The sequence below is a fragment of the Gordonia sp. 852002-51296_SCH5728562-b genome, from assembly GCF_001665475.1.
In the GTDB taxonomy this organism is placed as follows: Bacteria; Actinomycetota; Actinomycetes; order Mycobacteriales; family Mycobacteriaceae; genus Gordonia; species Gordonia sputi.
Map to the genome: position 1 here is coordinate 45,162 of NZ_LZMI01000096.1, position 13,799 is coordinate 58,960.

A 13,799-nucleotide genomic window follows, 5' to 3' on the forward strand; every position below is an offset into this window, starting at 1 on the left:
CGGTCGCGCGAACGACATGTAACGCGTGTGTCTGGGCGCCCGACAGAATTGATACACGAGTTCAGTCGGGATCGTCAGCCCGATTCGACCGAATGCGTTGCGGCAGCACCCACTTGTGGAGCAGTGGCGCTCGGGTGTCAGTGACAGGGTGTTCACAGGGTGTGGGCTACTGTGGCCGTCGGGGCCGACACGTGTGGCGCGAGAGCCCCCGAAGAGATGAATGGGATGCAATGTCGACAGCAGCACAGCCGACCACGACCGATACTCCGCACACGGACCCGTCTGATTTGCGCGAGATGACCAATTCGTCGTCGGACCGTCTACTCGTCCAACGCACGCTGTTCACCGGTCCGGAAACCCGGATCGAGCCGGGAATGTACGCCGACACCGACCTCTCCCGGGTGAGGCTCGATCGCCGCCGAGCTCATCTCGGACCGGGGGCACGACTGTCGGCGAACACCTACTTCGGACGTTTCCCCGCCGCCTTCTGGCAGAGCTACACCCGCGTGCGCTCAGTTCGCCTAGAGTTCGACCACGATTGCGCCCCCGGTACGACGCTGCGGATCGACATCCGCGCGTCCGACATCAGCGGTCGCGAACGCCCGGTGCAGACCGCGGAGGTCTCCGGACAGGGACACGTGAGCTTCGACCTCGACGTCAAGCGCTTCCTCGACGGCGGCGCACTCTGGTTCGAGTTGACCGCCATCGACGGTCCGGCCAGCATCTCCGACGTCGAGTGGAGTGTGGACTCGCGGGTCCGGGACCGGCCCGTGTCGGTCGTCATGTGCACGCACAACCGCCCGGTCGACGCCGTGGCGACCGTGCTGGCGCTCGCATCCGATCCCGTCGTGCTCGAGCGTGTCGCCGCGGTGTACGTCGTCGACCAGGGCACCGACCGCGTCGCAGACCAGGCACGGTTCAGCGAGGTCACCGCTGTACTCGGCGACCGCCTGCACTACATCACCCAGCCCAACCTCGGCGGCGCGGGAGGATTCAACCGCGGCATCCACGAGGTCACCAAGGACGGCAACCACGACACCGACATCGTCGTGATGGACGACGACATCACGTGCGAGCCTGAGTCCGTTCTCCGGTTGACCTCGTTCGCCAACAGCACGGCGCGGCCGATGCTCGTCGGCTCGCAGATGTTGCTGGCGTCGGAGACCTACCGGGTGCACATGACCGGCGAGTGGGAAGCGCTCGACGAGCTCAAGGCCGGACGTCCGGGCGCGTATGGCAAGCAGGGACTCAACGCGCTCGAGAAACAACAGGACGCGCGCACCGACGCCGGATGGAACGGGTGGTGGTCGTGTCTGCTCCCGGTCGAGGCCGTCTATGCGGCGGGACTCTCGCTGCCGCTGTTCTTCCAGTGGGACGACATCGAATTCGGTATCCGCGCGCGCCGCAACGGTTTTCCGACGGTCACGCTGCCCAACGCGGGCGTCTGGCACGCCGACTTCCACCTCAAGGACTACGACGACTGGTCGCGCTACTTCAGTTGGCGTAACGCCCTCATCGTCGCAGCGATCCACGGACCGTTCGACCCGAAGCACCTGGTGGCCGTCATCGCCAAGGAGATCGGCGCGCACATCGTATCCATGCGCTATGGCCTTGCCGCGACTTTCCTTCTCGCCGTTCGTGATTTCCTGCGCGGACCGTCGATCCTCGACGACGGCGGAATGTCGAAGCTGGCGGAACTGAAGGAGCTGCGCGCGCAGTATCCGGACACGGTCATCCGTGACAGTGCCGACGTACTCGTCGACGCCGATCCCAACACGAGGATCTCACGCCGCGGACCGCTGCCCGACGAGGACAAAGAGACCCGCGTGCTGGTCAAACGCGCTGTGCAGCAATGGCTCGGCAGGGTGTCGCCGGCGCCCGTGTCCATCTCAGCCGACGACGGACGCTGGTGGCACGTCGGGCTCTTCTCGTCGGCCATCGTCACCGACTCGTCGCAGACTGGTGTCCGAGTCAGACGGCGCGACAAGCAGGTCGCGGCTCGGCTCGGACGTGAACTCGCACAGTTGTGCCTCGAACTGCGTCGTGACGGACTCGACGTCGCCGAGGAGTGGCGAGGAGCCATGCCCGAACTGACGAGTCGCGAGAACTGGACGAGATTGTTTGACGGCGACTGAACGACTCCGGTCCGCCCGACCCGCACTGGTGGTCGGGATCTTTGGAGTGGTGTTGTGCGCCTTCGGTTCCTGGCGCCCATCGCTCTGGTATGACGAGGCCGCAACGGTGTCGGCGGTGCACCGTCCACTGTCGGCGATGTGGGACCTACTCGCTCTGACCGACGCCGTGCACGCGCTGTACTACCTGTGCATGCATGTGTGGACCAAGGTGTTTGGGCTGTCGGAGTTCTCGCTGAGGTTCCCGTCTGCATTGGCGATCGGCATCGCCGCGGGTCTGCTCGTCGTTCTCGCTGCGCGACTGTGGGATACGCGTTTCGGCGTCATCGCGGGCCTCGTGCTCCTCTGTCTGCCGCGCACGACCTGGGCGGGCTCTGAGGCCCGATCCTATGCTGGCACAATCGCCCTGGCGATCGCCATGACGCTTGTCTTGCTGATTGCGCTCGACGTCGACGACGGTGCCACTCGGCGTCGACGCTGGGGGTGGTGGGTGGCCTACGCCGCGGTCTGCGTTGTCGGCGTGGTCTGGTTCTTTTTCACCATCTCGCTGCTCTCCGCGCACCTGCTGATCGTGCTCGTGCGGAGTCGGGGGCGAGATAGGCTCCAGATACGCCGGACGACAGTCGCTTTCGTCATCTCCGCGATCGTCGTGTGCGCGGTCGTTGCACCATTTGCGCGCATCGTCATCTCGCAACGTGGGCAGATCTCGTGGGTAGAGCAAATGTCGCCACGGACGCTCGGCAACTATGCCCGATTCGAGTTCTTCGACGGCGCAACCATTTTCCTCATTGTTGGCGCTCTCGTAGTCGCGGTAGGACTCGCCGCTGCGGTACTCGGTGCCGGCGGCCGGTGGTCGATCCCGGTCATCGGAATGCTGTGGGTCTTCGTGCCCGCGGCACTCGTGTTCGTCTTCTCGTGGTTGGTCGACGCTGTCTACACACCCCGCTATCTGATCTTTACAGCAGGTGGACTCGCGCTGATCCTGGCGTGGGCGGTGCGCCAGATCGCACGCGACCGTGTGTGGGTGGCAGCGCTTCTCGTCGTGGTTCTGGCCGCGGCCGCGACGCCGTCGTACCTCGCCGACCGCAGCGCGTACGGCCGACTCGGCGGCACCGACTTCTCCGAGGCCGCAGACTTCATCGGCGCCAACGCACACCCCGGCGACTGCGTCGCCTTCTCCACCGCGCCGACGTGGAGTCCGGTCTCGCAGCGAGTCGTCTTGCGCGCCAAGCCCGCCGACTTCGCAGGACTCCGCGACGTCGGCCCCTCGATAGATGCGGTCCGGGCCGACTCGCTGTGGGACGGCGACAAACCCGTCACCGCCTATCGACGGTTTGCCGAACAGTGCCAGGTGATGTGGGTGATCACCGACAAGGACCGTGACCACGGCTACGTCGTCTACCCCGGCGCCACCGCCTACTGGCTGTTCTCACCTAACCACTTCACATCGACGTTGCTCTACCAACAACTTTCGGCCGCCGGACTGCACGTCGTGCGCCAGGTGCCGTTCAACAACTCGCAGGTCGTCGAGATGCGACGCTGACGTCGAGCGCACGCTCTGGAGTGCCAACTGTGTGCTCGAGGGCGTCGACTGGGCGTCGCGTCGCGTCGAGTGTGCGTCAGCCGTTCACCTTGGCGATGACGTTCTCGGCGTAGGCGTTCAGATGATCGATCTTGGTCGCAAGTGGCTCGGTGTCGTCACCCATCACGTACGGCAGGCGGAAGCCGACGATCACGTCGGTGATTCCCTTGTCCTCCAACCTCTTACATCCGTCGACCGTATAGGCGTCGAGTGAGATGACGTGGATCTCGAAGGGGTCGTTGAGTTTTCCCTCCGCTTTACGGATGTCGGTGATCTTGTCGAGCAGGGCGTCGAGCTCCTCCGCGGGGCCGCCTCCGTGCATCCATCCGTCGCCTCTGATGACGGCTCGACGCAGCGCGGCGTCGGCGTGACCTCCGACGAGGAGTGGAATCGGCTCGGTGGGTGCGGGAGTCATCTTGATGCGTGGGATGTCGTAGAACTCGCCGTGGAATTCGAAGTACTCACCCGACGTCAGACCGCGGAAGATGTCCATGCATTCGTCCATGCGCTTGCCGCGGCGGGCGAAGTCGACGCCCATGAATTCGTAGTCCTCCGGCCACGGACTGGTGCCGACGCCGAGCGCGAGGCGGTTGTTGGTCAGGTACGCAACGGAACTCGCCTGCTTGGCCACCAGCGCGGGCGGCCGCACTGGCAGTTTGAGAACGAACGGCGTGAAGCGGATCGTCGAGGTAACTGCGCCGAGGGCAGCGGCCTCGATGAACGTCTCGATGAACGCCTTGCCGTCGAGGAACTCGCGATTGCCGTCCGGGGTGTACGGATAGGTGGCGTCGGACTCCTCCGGATACGCGAGCGAGTCGGGAATGGTGAACCCCGCGTACCCCGCCTTCTCGGCCGCCTGGGCGAGTGGTGCGTAGAAGCTCGGATCTGTCATCGCCTCGGCGAAGGTGAACCGCATGTGTCTCCCCTGTGGATCGGTGTCTGATCACACAGTAGAACACGTTCTAGTTCCGGCGAGGGCGGTCGGCGAATTGCGCCCAGTCGACGCGACGGAGCGCCCAGTCGGCACGCTGAAGCGCCCACTCGACACGCTGAAGCGCCCAGTCGACGTCAGTCTGGCCGCACGAACCGCTCGCGTCGGCCGAGCTGCTGCAACCGGAACCACTCGCGGAAGCCCGCGACGTCGCGCTGCTGCACCAGGAAGTACCAGCCGAATCGCGCGTACTCCTGCGGCAGCAGTTTGCGCATGCCGGGCTGGTTCATCAGGAAGCCGCGGTTGCGGTAGGTGAAGAAGCGCTTCACCGAGTTGTCGGGATACTGCGTGTGCATGCGGCCGCCGAGGATCGGGCGGAACTCGTCGGAGCCGTACGGGTGCAGATATGCCGTGGTCAGGCACGTGCCGAAGCGCAACCCGGAGCGCGCCAGGCGTCGGTGCACCTCGACCTCGTCGCCGCGGAAGAACAGCCGGAGGTCGGGGACGCCGACCACGTCGAGCGCATGCGCTGAGAACAGCGCACCGTTGAACAGCGAGGCGATGTCGGGCAGCAGGTCGTCGTCGCCTGCAGGCTCGCCGTCGCCCTCGAACAGCTCTGACCGCTTGCGCCGCCACGCCACTCCGCGGCGTAGCGGGAAGGCGAGTGTGTCGGGGTCGTCGATGTTGACGACGACGGGCGAGACCTCGTCGAGCCGATGACGCGCGGCGCAGTCGAGTAGCGTCGACAACACCTCACTGCCTTCCGGGCGTCCGTCATCGTCGGCGCACCACACCCAATCGGCGCCGAGCGACAGCGCGGTCAACATGCCGAGTGCAAACCCGCCCGCACCCCCGAGGTTGCGCTGTGAACCCACGTAGGTTGTCGGAATGGGTTGCGCGGCAACGAGTTCAGCTACCTGATGCTCGTTCCCGTTGTCGACGACGACGAGGTGGTCGACAGGTCGCGACTGTGCCGAGACCACGGCAAGCGATTCGGCGAGCAACTCCGCCCGCCGATGCGTCACCACCACTGCAATGACACGCGAGGCAGTCACACGCGAGGCGCTGACATGCGATGTCGAGCCCGTGGTGTCGCTCATGCGGACTTGCCGTCGGTCCGATGCATCTCGTCGAGCACCTCGCGCACGTGCGCGGCAGCGGTCGGGCCCTCGTAGGCACCGACCACTTCCTCGATCCCGCCGTCCATCCGGATCTCGCCGTGGTCGATCCAGAGGGCGCGGTCGCACAGCTGCGCCAAGAACTCGTTGGAGTGGCTGGCGAAGACCAGAATGCCCGAGCGCTCGACCAGCGACTGCAGCCGTGTGCGCGCCTTCTTCATGAACTCCGCGTCGACCGCGCCGATGCCCTCGTCGAGGATCAGGATCTCGGGATCGATGCTGGTCACCACACCCAGCGCGAGGCGCACGCGCATACCGGTCGAGTAGGTGCGCAGCGGCATGTTGAGGTAGTCGCCGAGCTCGGAGAACTCCGCGATCTCGTCGGTCTTGCTCAGCATCTCCTTGCGGCTCACGCCCAGGAACATGCCGCGGATCAGGATGTTCTCGTAGCCGGAGATCTCCGGGTCCATGCCGACGCCGAGGTCGAAGACCGGAGCGACCCGACCCTTGACCCGACACGAGCCGCGCGTCGGTTCGTAGATGCCCGACAGCAGCCGCAGCAGCGTCGACTTACCGGCACCGTTGTGACCGACGAGCCCCACACGGTCGCCGTGCTCGAGGTGCAGGTTGATGTTCTTGAGTGCCTCGACAACCACGACGTTCGACGCATTGGCACCGATCACGCCGCCCGCGGCTCCGAGCACCGACTTCTTCAGCGAGCGCGTCTTGGCGTCGAAGATGGGGAAGTCGACGCAGGCGTCCCAGGTGTCGACGCGGACGGCGTCGTTCTTGGTCTCAGTCTGTTTGGAGCTGGTCACGACTCACACCCAATACGGAACTCGGGCGCGGTAATTGCGCATGATGAACAGGGCGAGAAGGCATCCCGCGACGGTGCAGCCGATGACGATGGCCCAGTGGTAGAAGGCCACCGATTCGCCGAGCAGCGGACCGCGCGTGATCTCGAGGTAGTGGTACATCGGGTTGATCTCGACAATCCGTGCCCGTGATGATCCCTCGCCGGTCACCTTGTGCAGCGACGACGCGCTCCAGATGATCGGCGTCATGAAGAACACCAGGCGCACCGCGGTGCTGAGTAGCTGACCGATGTCGCGGAATCGGGTCGTCAGGATGCCGAAGACCATCGCGACCCAGACGCTGTTGATGACGAACAGGATCATCGCCGGGATGATCAGCACGACGGTCCAGCTCAGGTGGATGTGCTTCCAGAAGATCGCGAGCAGCACCAGGTAGATGACGATGTTGTGCGCAAAGATGATGAGCTGTCGCCACGCGAGTCGGTAGACGTGCACCGACAGCGGCGACGGGATCTGCTTGATCAGCCCCTCGTTCTTGGCGAATACCTCTGAGCCGTCGAGGATCGATCCCTCGATGAAGCCCCAGAAGATGAAGCCGAGGGTCACGTACGGCAGGAACGTGGTGATGTCCTCGTCGAACAGCTGCGAATACAGCAGACCCATCGCGACGGCCGTAATGCCGGTCGCGATAGTGATCCACAGCGGACCGAGCACCGAACGGCGATAGCGCTGTTTGATGTCCTGCCATCCGAGAAGCGCCCAGAGCTCGCGCGCGCGAAGTCCGTCCGAGAGGTCCTTGAACGCACGCCGCAACGACCTCGAATCCGACGTCGTGGGTGGTGGCGGAACTTCCCGCTCGTTGACTACCGCTGACACGGGGATTCAGCATACAAGCGCGCGGTTCGACGATCCGGAACGGGCGGTGTCGAGCGAGGAGTGCGCGACTCGATACTCAGAGGTACTGACCGGTGCTCGGCCCGCCGCCGGGGCCTCCCGGCCCACCTGGACCCACGATTCCGGGAGGCAGAGCGCCCTGTCGCATCTGCTCGAGTTGCGCACGTGCGGCCATCTGCTGGGCGAACAACGCCGTCTGGATTCCGTGGAACAGTCCCTCGAGCCACCCGACGAGCTGTGCCTGCGCGATACGCAGCTCGGCGTCGGACGGGGTCGAGTCGTCGGAGAAGGGGAGTGCAAGTCGTTCGAGCTCTTCACGTAGCTCGGGGGCAAGGCCGTCTTCGAGTTCGCTGATCGACGTCTGGTGGATCTCGCGGAGCCGGTTGCGCGACGCCTCGTCGAGCGGAGCTGCCCGCACTTCTTCGAGCAGTTGCTTGATCATCGTGCCGATGCGCATGACCTTGGCGGGTTGCTCGACCATGTCGGCAACACTGTCTTTGGATTCGGCTTCTTTCCCGCTCGTGTGGTCGTCAGGTCCGACAACCACGATGCTCTCGTCACCGGTTGCCGGCGAACCGAAACCACGGGGATCAAATGCTCCGGACGACGTTCCTTCGCTAGCCATGTGACCCATTGTGCCGAAAGCCACCGACACTCGTCACCAGTCGTCGGCATTGCCCCCGAGGCCAGTCGGTATTGCTGTCGACGCCACGAGGACGCCGCAACGCCGCCGTCGCGCCGCGTTCGGCGGCAACCCGTCCGAAGCCCGTGTGCGGGCCGTCTATCGTGACTGGCATGAGTCTCGACGTCGCCGCGGTGCGAGGACTGTTCCCCTCGCTCGGCGACGGCTGGATTCACCTCGACGCCCAGGCCGGAATGCTGATCCCCGACTCCGTTGCCAGTGCGGTCTCGTCCGGGTTCCGGCAGCTCGGCGCAGCGCCGGGCGGGGTCTATCCGGGCGCGGTCCGCACCACCGAAGCCATCGACGGCGCACGCCGAGCGGTCGCCGATCTCGTCGGCGCACAGGCCGCGGGTGTTGTTCTCGGGCCCTCCCGATCGGCGCTCGTGTGGTCGCTCGCGGAGTCGATCGCCCCCAACACCTGGCTCGGCGGCGACGTCGTCGTGAGTCATGCCGACGACGAACCGAACATCGTGCCGTGGCTGCGGGTCGTCGGACGTTATGGCGGTTCTGTGCGGTGGGCAGAGCTCGACATCGAGACCGGCGAGCTGCCCGCGTGGCAGTACAAGAACCTCATCGGCGCGCGGACGGCCGTCGTGGCCGTGACCTTGGCGTCGTCGACGCTCGGTGCGATCACCGACATCCCCGCCATCGCCCGCTTCGCCCACGCACGCGGCGCGATGCTGGTTGTCGATGCGACGAATGCTGCGCCCTACATGCCGCTCGACATCGACGAACTCGGTGCCGACGTGCTCGTGGTGTCCGCAGAACGGTGGGGCGGCCCGCGAGTCGCGGCGATGGTGTTCCGGGATCCCAAGGTCATCGAACGGCTCGTTCCGATGTCGGTCGACCCGCGCGCGGTCGGGCCCGCGCGTCTCGAACTCGAACCGCTGCAGGGTGGACTACTGACCGGGCTCGTCGCATCGATCGAACACCTCGCCTCGCTCGACGCCGACGCGATCGGCAAGAGGCGTCGACGACTCGTCGCCTCCCTCGACGCGGTGAGCGAGTACCTCGAACGCCTGATGGTCTACCTCACGACGACGCTCGAACAGCTCAGCCAGGTCTCGGTTGTCGGGACTCCAGGCAACCGCGTCCCGACGCTCAGTTTCACCGTCGATCAGGTCTCGGCCGACAAGGTCGTCCGACGACTCTCCGACAACGGGATCTGCGCGCTCGCCGACCTTCCATGCCGGGCACTGACGCGTATGGGCGCGAGCGACTTCGGCGGCGCCGTGAGCGTCGGTCTCGGGCCGTATTCGACGCCGTACGAAGTTGACCATTTGGTCAGAACTCTCGGGTCATTCGGTTAGACCAACGTCGCAGCGTATGGCGTGTGGGTCGACCGATCCACACGGTTTCGCGTTTAGCGACAACGCATACTAAGTTGACTAATGTGAACGACCCCGAACCGCGCCCACACACGCCCGGTACGCCGGAGCTGACCACCGACCAGGTCGAGCTCTGGCAGTCGTTCGTAGACGGCGGATGGGCCCTGATGGCCCAGGTGAACAGTACGTTCGGCGCGAACGGTTGGACTACAACCGATCTGCGCATCCTCGAGGTCCTCGCGACGCGTGAGCAGTTCGGCATCAGCGAACTCGCCGCGACCGTGCACATGGGCGTCAGCACCGTATCTCGTCAGGTCGGCAGGCTGATCGACACCGGCGATGTTGTCCGGGTGCGCTCTGACCTCGACGGCAGACACCGACTCGTCCGCATCACCGACACCGGTCGCGGCACGCTGGCCCGCATCTCACGGGTGCGCGACGGAGTGGTGCGCGAGTACGTCGTCGACGTCCTGGGTGAGGACGACTTCACCACCATCTGCCTCGCCATGCGGAAGGTCCGCGGCTCCTGGTCGTGACGGTTACACCCCTTCGACGCCACTTTCGGGCAGCATCGATGGCATGCGTGCAATCACCGTCGACTCCGAAACAGCCACACTGTCTGTCGCCGAAGTACCCGATCCGACGCCGGGACCCGGCGAGGTGCTCATCGAGGTCGCGGCAGCGGGCGTGAACCGCGCCGACCTGCTCCAGAAGCAGGGCCTGTATCCACCGCCGCCGGGGGCGTCGGACATTCTCGGTCTCGAGGTGTCGGGCAGGATCGTCGAATTGGGTTCTGAGGTCACGGGGTGGTCCGTCGGCGACGAGGTATGCGCCCTGCTTGCGGGCGGCGGGTACGCCGAGTTGGTGGCGGTTCCGGCCGTGCAGCTGCTGCCGAAGCCGTCGAATGTGGACCTGATCGAGGCTGCGGGGCTACCCGAGGTTGCGTGCACGGTGGTCTCGAACCTGCTGCTCACGGCGCATCTACAGCTGGACGAGCTGGTCCTCATTCACGGTGGCTCGAGCGGAATAGGCACCCATGCGACGCAGTTGTGTCGCGCGTTGGGGGCCAGGGTCGCGGTGACGGCGCGAACGAGGGAGAAGCTGGCGCGCTCGGCGGAGTACGGGGCCGAGATCCTCATCGACTACTCGTCGGAGGACTTCGTCGAGGTGATCTCCGGGCACGGTGGCGCCGACGTGATCCTCGACATCATCGGCGCGGCTTACCTGCCGCGCAACGTGAAAGCTCTCGCGACCGGGGGACGCCTGGTCATCATCGGTATGCAGGGTGGCGTCAAGGGTGAATTGCCCATCGGCGCAATGATTTCCAAACGACTCTCGGTCTACGGCACCGCGTTGCGCTCGAGGCCGGTGACCGGAGCAGACGGCAAAGCGGCGATCGTCGAGAAGACCCACGCGCGTACCTGGCCGTTGATCGAGGCGGGCTCGGTGGTGCCGGTGACCGACTCCGTGTTCGAGCTCGCCGACGCCCAGGCCGCCCACGAACGACTCAACAGCGGCGACGCGATCGGCAAGGTGCTGCTGCGCGTGGGCTGATGAGGGAACAGGCTGACGAAGTCCACCGGCCGGGCGGGTCCGTGGGCTGATGCTGGTCTCACGCTGCGGGTCACGTACCCTTTTCGGCAGGGAAGCGTGGCAGAGCGGCCGAATGCACTCGCCTTGAAAGCGAGCGTGGGTAAAACCACCGGGGGTTCAAATCCCTCCGCTTCCGCAGCAGGTAAGGGGCGGTTTCCGGGTAATCCGGGAGCCGCCCCTTTCTGGTACAGGTGGCACACAAATGGCACACAAAAGTAGGCTAAGCCCATGGCCAAGTACCCCGGAGTACGAAAAGTTGAGCTGAGAAAGGGTGTGTCGTTCGAGGCGCGGGTCGCGGTGATGGTCGGCGGCAAACGCGACTACCTGAAGCAGAGGTTTCCCACCGCGGCCGAGGCCAACGAGTGGCGGCAGGGTGAGCTGGCGCGGCTGAAGGCGAAGCGGACACCGAGGAGTTCGATGACGGTGAAGGACGCTGTCGAGAGTTGGTTGGCCAGCCGCCGGATCAACGAGACCACGAAAGCTGCTTACGGGGCCGCCCTGGCGCCGGTGGTTGCGCGGTTCGGGGAGACGCGAGTGCAGACGTTGGAAGCGGCTGACATCGAGAAGCTGATCGGTGATCTGCAGCAGGCGAAGGGGCCAGGCGGCCGGAAGTGGGCGAGGACGTCGATCAATCCCATGCTCAGCAAGCTCAAGGCTGTGTGGCACGACTTAGAACGCAGGGGTGTGATCGAGCACGACGTCATCCAGTGGATCGAACCGCTGCGCAAGCGTGACGACGAAGAAGTGGTCGAGGGCGCGATGGATGTCAGCGATCGGCTGTCCGATCCCGAGGTGACGAAGCTGCTCGACGCGCACACGCTGACTAAGGAGCTCGAACTGGCCGCGGCTGTGGGTGGACCCCGGTCAGACGCAGTGATGGCGGTGGCTCGGGCACCGTTTGTCGAGCTTGCTCTGTTGGGTCTGCGTCGCGGTGAGATCGCCGGGTTGCGGTGGAGCAGCGTCGATCTGGACGCGGGGACGATCCGCGTGGCCGAGCGGACACGAGTGGTGGTGAGTGGGCGTCAGGTCGATGGTGTGAGCGCGCCGATCATCGACCGGAAACGTGGCAAGAGTCGGTCGTCGACGAGGGTGCTGCCCCTGCCGGCGTCAACGCTAGCGGTGCTGCGGGCAACGAAGGAGCGTCAGCGACGGTGGCGTCGGGATGCGACGCACGAGGGCAAGCCGTGGGGTAGTGGCCGGGATGGTCACGTGCTGGTGCACGCCGTGGACGGCAGGCCGGTGGCACCGCGGACGCTGGACGACTGGTGGGTAGAAGCCTTGTCGTATGCGGGTGTGACCCACCGGCGGCTGCATGCTTCACGACATACTGCGGCTAGTCGACTGTTCGCCGCGGGCCTGTCGGCGGCGCAGGTCGCGGAATGGCTGGGGCACTCTGATGGTGGGGTGTTGGCTCTGCGCACCTACACACACGTCGCGGGGGAGGAATTGAGTGCGGCCGCGAGCGTGTTCGATCGGGCAGGTGGTGACGAGAAGTCGTAGGGCCGAAGATCGGTCATTCGGCACGTGACTTTCCAACGCACCGTAGATCAATCGCTGAGGCAACGCGTCTATCGATTCACGATATTCGCTACGAACCACTTCAGCCATGCGGCAAGAGGTGATGCCTCCCATTCGCTGCCGCCGTCGTAGTACACGTAATGGATTATGACGGGGCAACCGTCCGGCAGTAGCCCGAAACTCATGTTTGGGCGACGCCCCGGAAAGTCCCGGCCCGTCGAGTAGAAGGGTTCGTTGAACTTCTCCCTCTGTTGCCACATCGCGGGATCGACGAGACAGAGTGAATCCGCGTCGATCGGCACACGCCGAGTGATGTCGCCGACGAGGCCGAAGTCTTGCCCATCGGCGACGCCCGACGCCTTTGCCGCCTTCTTCGCGTCGCGACCGACCATCCCCTTACCGCGTTTGCGCCGGTGGACGCCCTCGAGAACCATCGGCGACTCGCTGAACCAAACGCTGGCGATCTCCCAGAACGGAATGGGGGAGGCTGTGCCAAGCACTGAGGCGGAACCGTCAACGACTGGGACGGGGCGTATGCCACGCGCATCTAGGAACGCACAGGTGTCACGTGCCATGCTGGCGATCTGCTGGGATGCCGTGGCACGAAGCGGCACCATCGCAGCGTAGGTGGCCTGCTGGTTTCCAACTTGCTCGTCACGACCAGACCCAATGCTGTTCAGCTCATCCATGAAGCCCACCCGCCGATACTAGAGCTCGATCGACGCGGTGCGCTCCACCAACTGGGCGGCGCTGCTACCGGTTGCGACTAAGCGGCAGCAGCCGCGAGAGCCTTGATGCGGTCGAGGCGGAAGCCCGACCAGTGCTCGGCGCCGGCGACGACGACGGGGGCCTGGAGGTAGCCGAGGCCCATCACGTAGTCGCGGGCGTCGGCGTCCTCGCTGATGTCGACGACCTCGTAGCGGATGCCTTGCTTGTCGAGGGCGGAGCGGGTGGCGCGGCAGGGGCCGCAGGCGGGTCGCGTGTAGACGGTGATGGACATGGGAATCGGGGCTCCTCGTCGCTGGGGTTGATTCTGCGTCCATTCTAACATGAAATGCGTTGTGGCACAAGATAATTCGTGACATTTGTGCTGCTTGGGGGTGGTTTCGGAGCGGATGGTGAGGGGGGTTGCAACGCGTACCGCAGGGCGGGTCGCGAGGAACACATCGGACAGATGCAGGGTGGCACCGCAGCCCCGGTTGCCTC

Annotated in this window: 13 protein-coding genes and 1 tRNA gene; 7 read left to right on the forward strand and 7 right to left on the reverse strand. The window is 65.3% G+C overall.

The features are described from left to right. Positions 1 to 230 precede the first annotated feature (230 nt). On the forward strand, positions 231 to 2,135 hold the full coding sequence (locus A5766_RS17025; protein ID WP_005208176.1) for a glycosyltransferase: 1,905 nt from the start codon (positions 231 to 233) through the stop codon (positions 2,133 to 2,135). Beyond that, entirely contained in the window at positions 2,122 to 3,675 is a 1,554-nt protein-coding gene (locus A5766_RS17030; protein ID WP_197501520.1) for a glycosyltransferase family 39 protein, read from the forward strand. Before A5766_RS17025 ends, A5766_RS17030 begins: the two co-directional genes overlap by 14 nt. A 76-nt stretch (positions 3,676 to 3,751) precedes the next feature. Here the strand turns inward: A5766_RS17030 and A5766_RS17035 are convergent, their stop codons facing one another. The 5 genes from A5766_RS17035 to A5766_RS17055 all read right to left on the reverse strand — a co-directional run bounded on the left by A5766_RS17035 (position 3,752) and on the right by A5766_RS17055 (position 8,097). Then, positions 3,752 to 4,630 carry a TIGR03619 family F420-dependent LLM class oxidoreductase gene (locus tag A5766_RS17035; protein WP_005208174.1) on the reverse strand — a complete coding sequence of 293 codons (879 nt, stop codon included), beginning with the start codon at positions 4,628 to 4,630 and terminating at the stop codon, positions 3,752 to 3,754. A 152-nt stretch (positions 4,631 to 4,782) separates the two neighbouring features. After that, positions 4,783 to 5,745: a galactofuranosyltransferase GlfT1 gene (glfT1, locus tag A5766_RS17040; RefSeq protein ID WP_005208173.1), complete on the reverse strand. Its 963-nt coding sequence runs from the start codon at positions 5,743 to 5,745 to the stop codon at positions 4,783 to 4,785. Beyond that, positions 5,742 to 6,581, reverse strand: coding sequence for a galactan export ABC transporter ATP-binding subunit Wzt/RfbE (gene wzt, locus A5766_RS17045; RefSeq protein ID WP_005208170.1), 840 nt, complete (start codon positions 6,579 to 6,581; stop codon positions 5,742 to 5,744). The genes glfT1 and wzt overlap by 4 nt, the downstream gene beginning before the upstream one ends. A gap of 3 nt (positions 6,582 to 6,584) precedes the next feature. Beyond that, positions 6,585 to 7,454, reverse strand: a complete 870-nt coding sequence (gene wzm, locus A5766_RS17050) for a galactan export ABC transporter permease subunit Wzm/RfbD (RefSeq protein ID WP_039856694.1) — start codon at positions 7,452 to 7,454, stop codon at positions 6,585 to 6,587. A gap of 76 nt (positions 7,455 to 7,530) precedes the next feature. Beyond that, complete coding sequence (locus tag A5766_RS17055; RefSeq protein ID WP_039856711.1) at positions 7,531 to 8,097, reverse strand: bacterial proteasome activator family protein; 567 nt, start codon at positions 8,095 to 8,097, stop codon at positions 7,531 to 7,533. 170 nt (positions 8,098 to 8,267) lie between these two features. On the opposite strand from A5766_RS17055, the gene A5766_RS17060 reads away from it, so the two are divergent. The 5 genes from A5766_RS17060 (at position 8,268) to A5766_RS17080 (ending at position 12,575) form a co-directional block, all read left to right on the forward strand. Continuing rightward, positions 8,268 to 9,464: a cysteine desulfurase-like protein gene (locus A5766_RS17060; protein ID WP_005208164.1), complete on the forward strand. Its 1,197-nt coding sequence runs from the start codon at positions 8,268 to 8,270 to the stop codon at positions 9,462 to 9,464. An 83-nt stretch (positions 9,465 to 9,547) separates the two neighbouring features. After that, complete coding sequence (locus A5766_RS17065) at positions 9,548 to 10,018, forward strand: MarR family winged helix-turn-helix transcriptional regulator (protein ID WP_005208162.1); 471 nt, start codon at positions 9,548 to 9,550, stop codon at positions 10,016 to 10,018. Between the two features lie 43 nt (positions 10,019 to 10,061). Continuing rightward, the gene (locus A5766_RS17070) at positions 10,062 to 11,036 is read left to right on the forward strand and encodes an NAD(P)H-quinone oxidoreductase (RefSeq protein WP_005208160.1); all 975 of its coding nucleotides are present in this window, start codon (positions 10,062 to 10,064) and stop codon (positions 11,034 to 11,036) included. A gap of 90 nt (positions 11,037 to 11,126) precedes the next feature. After that, positions 11,127 to 11,211, forward strand: a tRNA-Ser gene (locus A5766_RS17075). Between the two features lie 92 nt (positions 11,212 to 11,303). Then, positions 11,304 to 12,575 (forward strand): tyrosine-type recombinase/integrase, encoded by a 1,272-nt coding sequence (locus A5766_RS17080; RefSeq protein WP_082965555.1) that lies wholly within the window; start codon positions 11,304 to 11,306, stop codon positions 12,573 to 12,575. Positions 12,576 to 12,643: 68 nt separating this feature from the next. Here the strand turns inward: A5766_RS17080 and A5766_RS17085 are convergent, their stop codons facing one another. Continuing rightward, positions 12,644 to 13,282, reverse strand: a complete 639-nt coding sequence (locus A5766_RS17085; protein WP_156527501.1) for a hypothetical protein — start codon at positions 13,280 to 13,282, stop codon at positions 12,644 to 12,646. Between the two features lie 77 nt (positions 13,283 to 13,359). After that, a complete protein-coding gene (gene nrdH, locus A5766_RS17090; RefSeq protein ID WP_064905646.1) occupies positions 13,360 to 13,593 on the reverse strand; it encodes a glutaredoxin-like protein NrdH in 234 nt (77 codons plus the stop codon). Positions 13,594 to 13,799 lie beyond the last annotated feature (206 nt).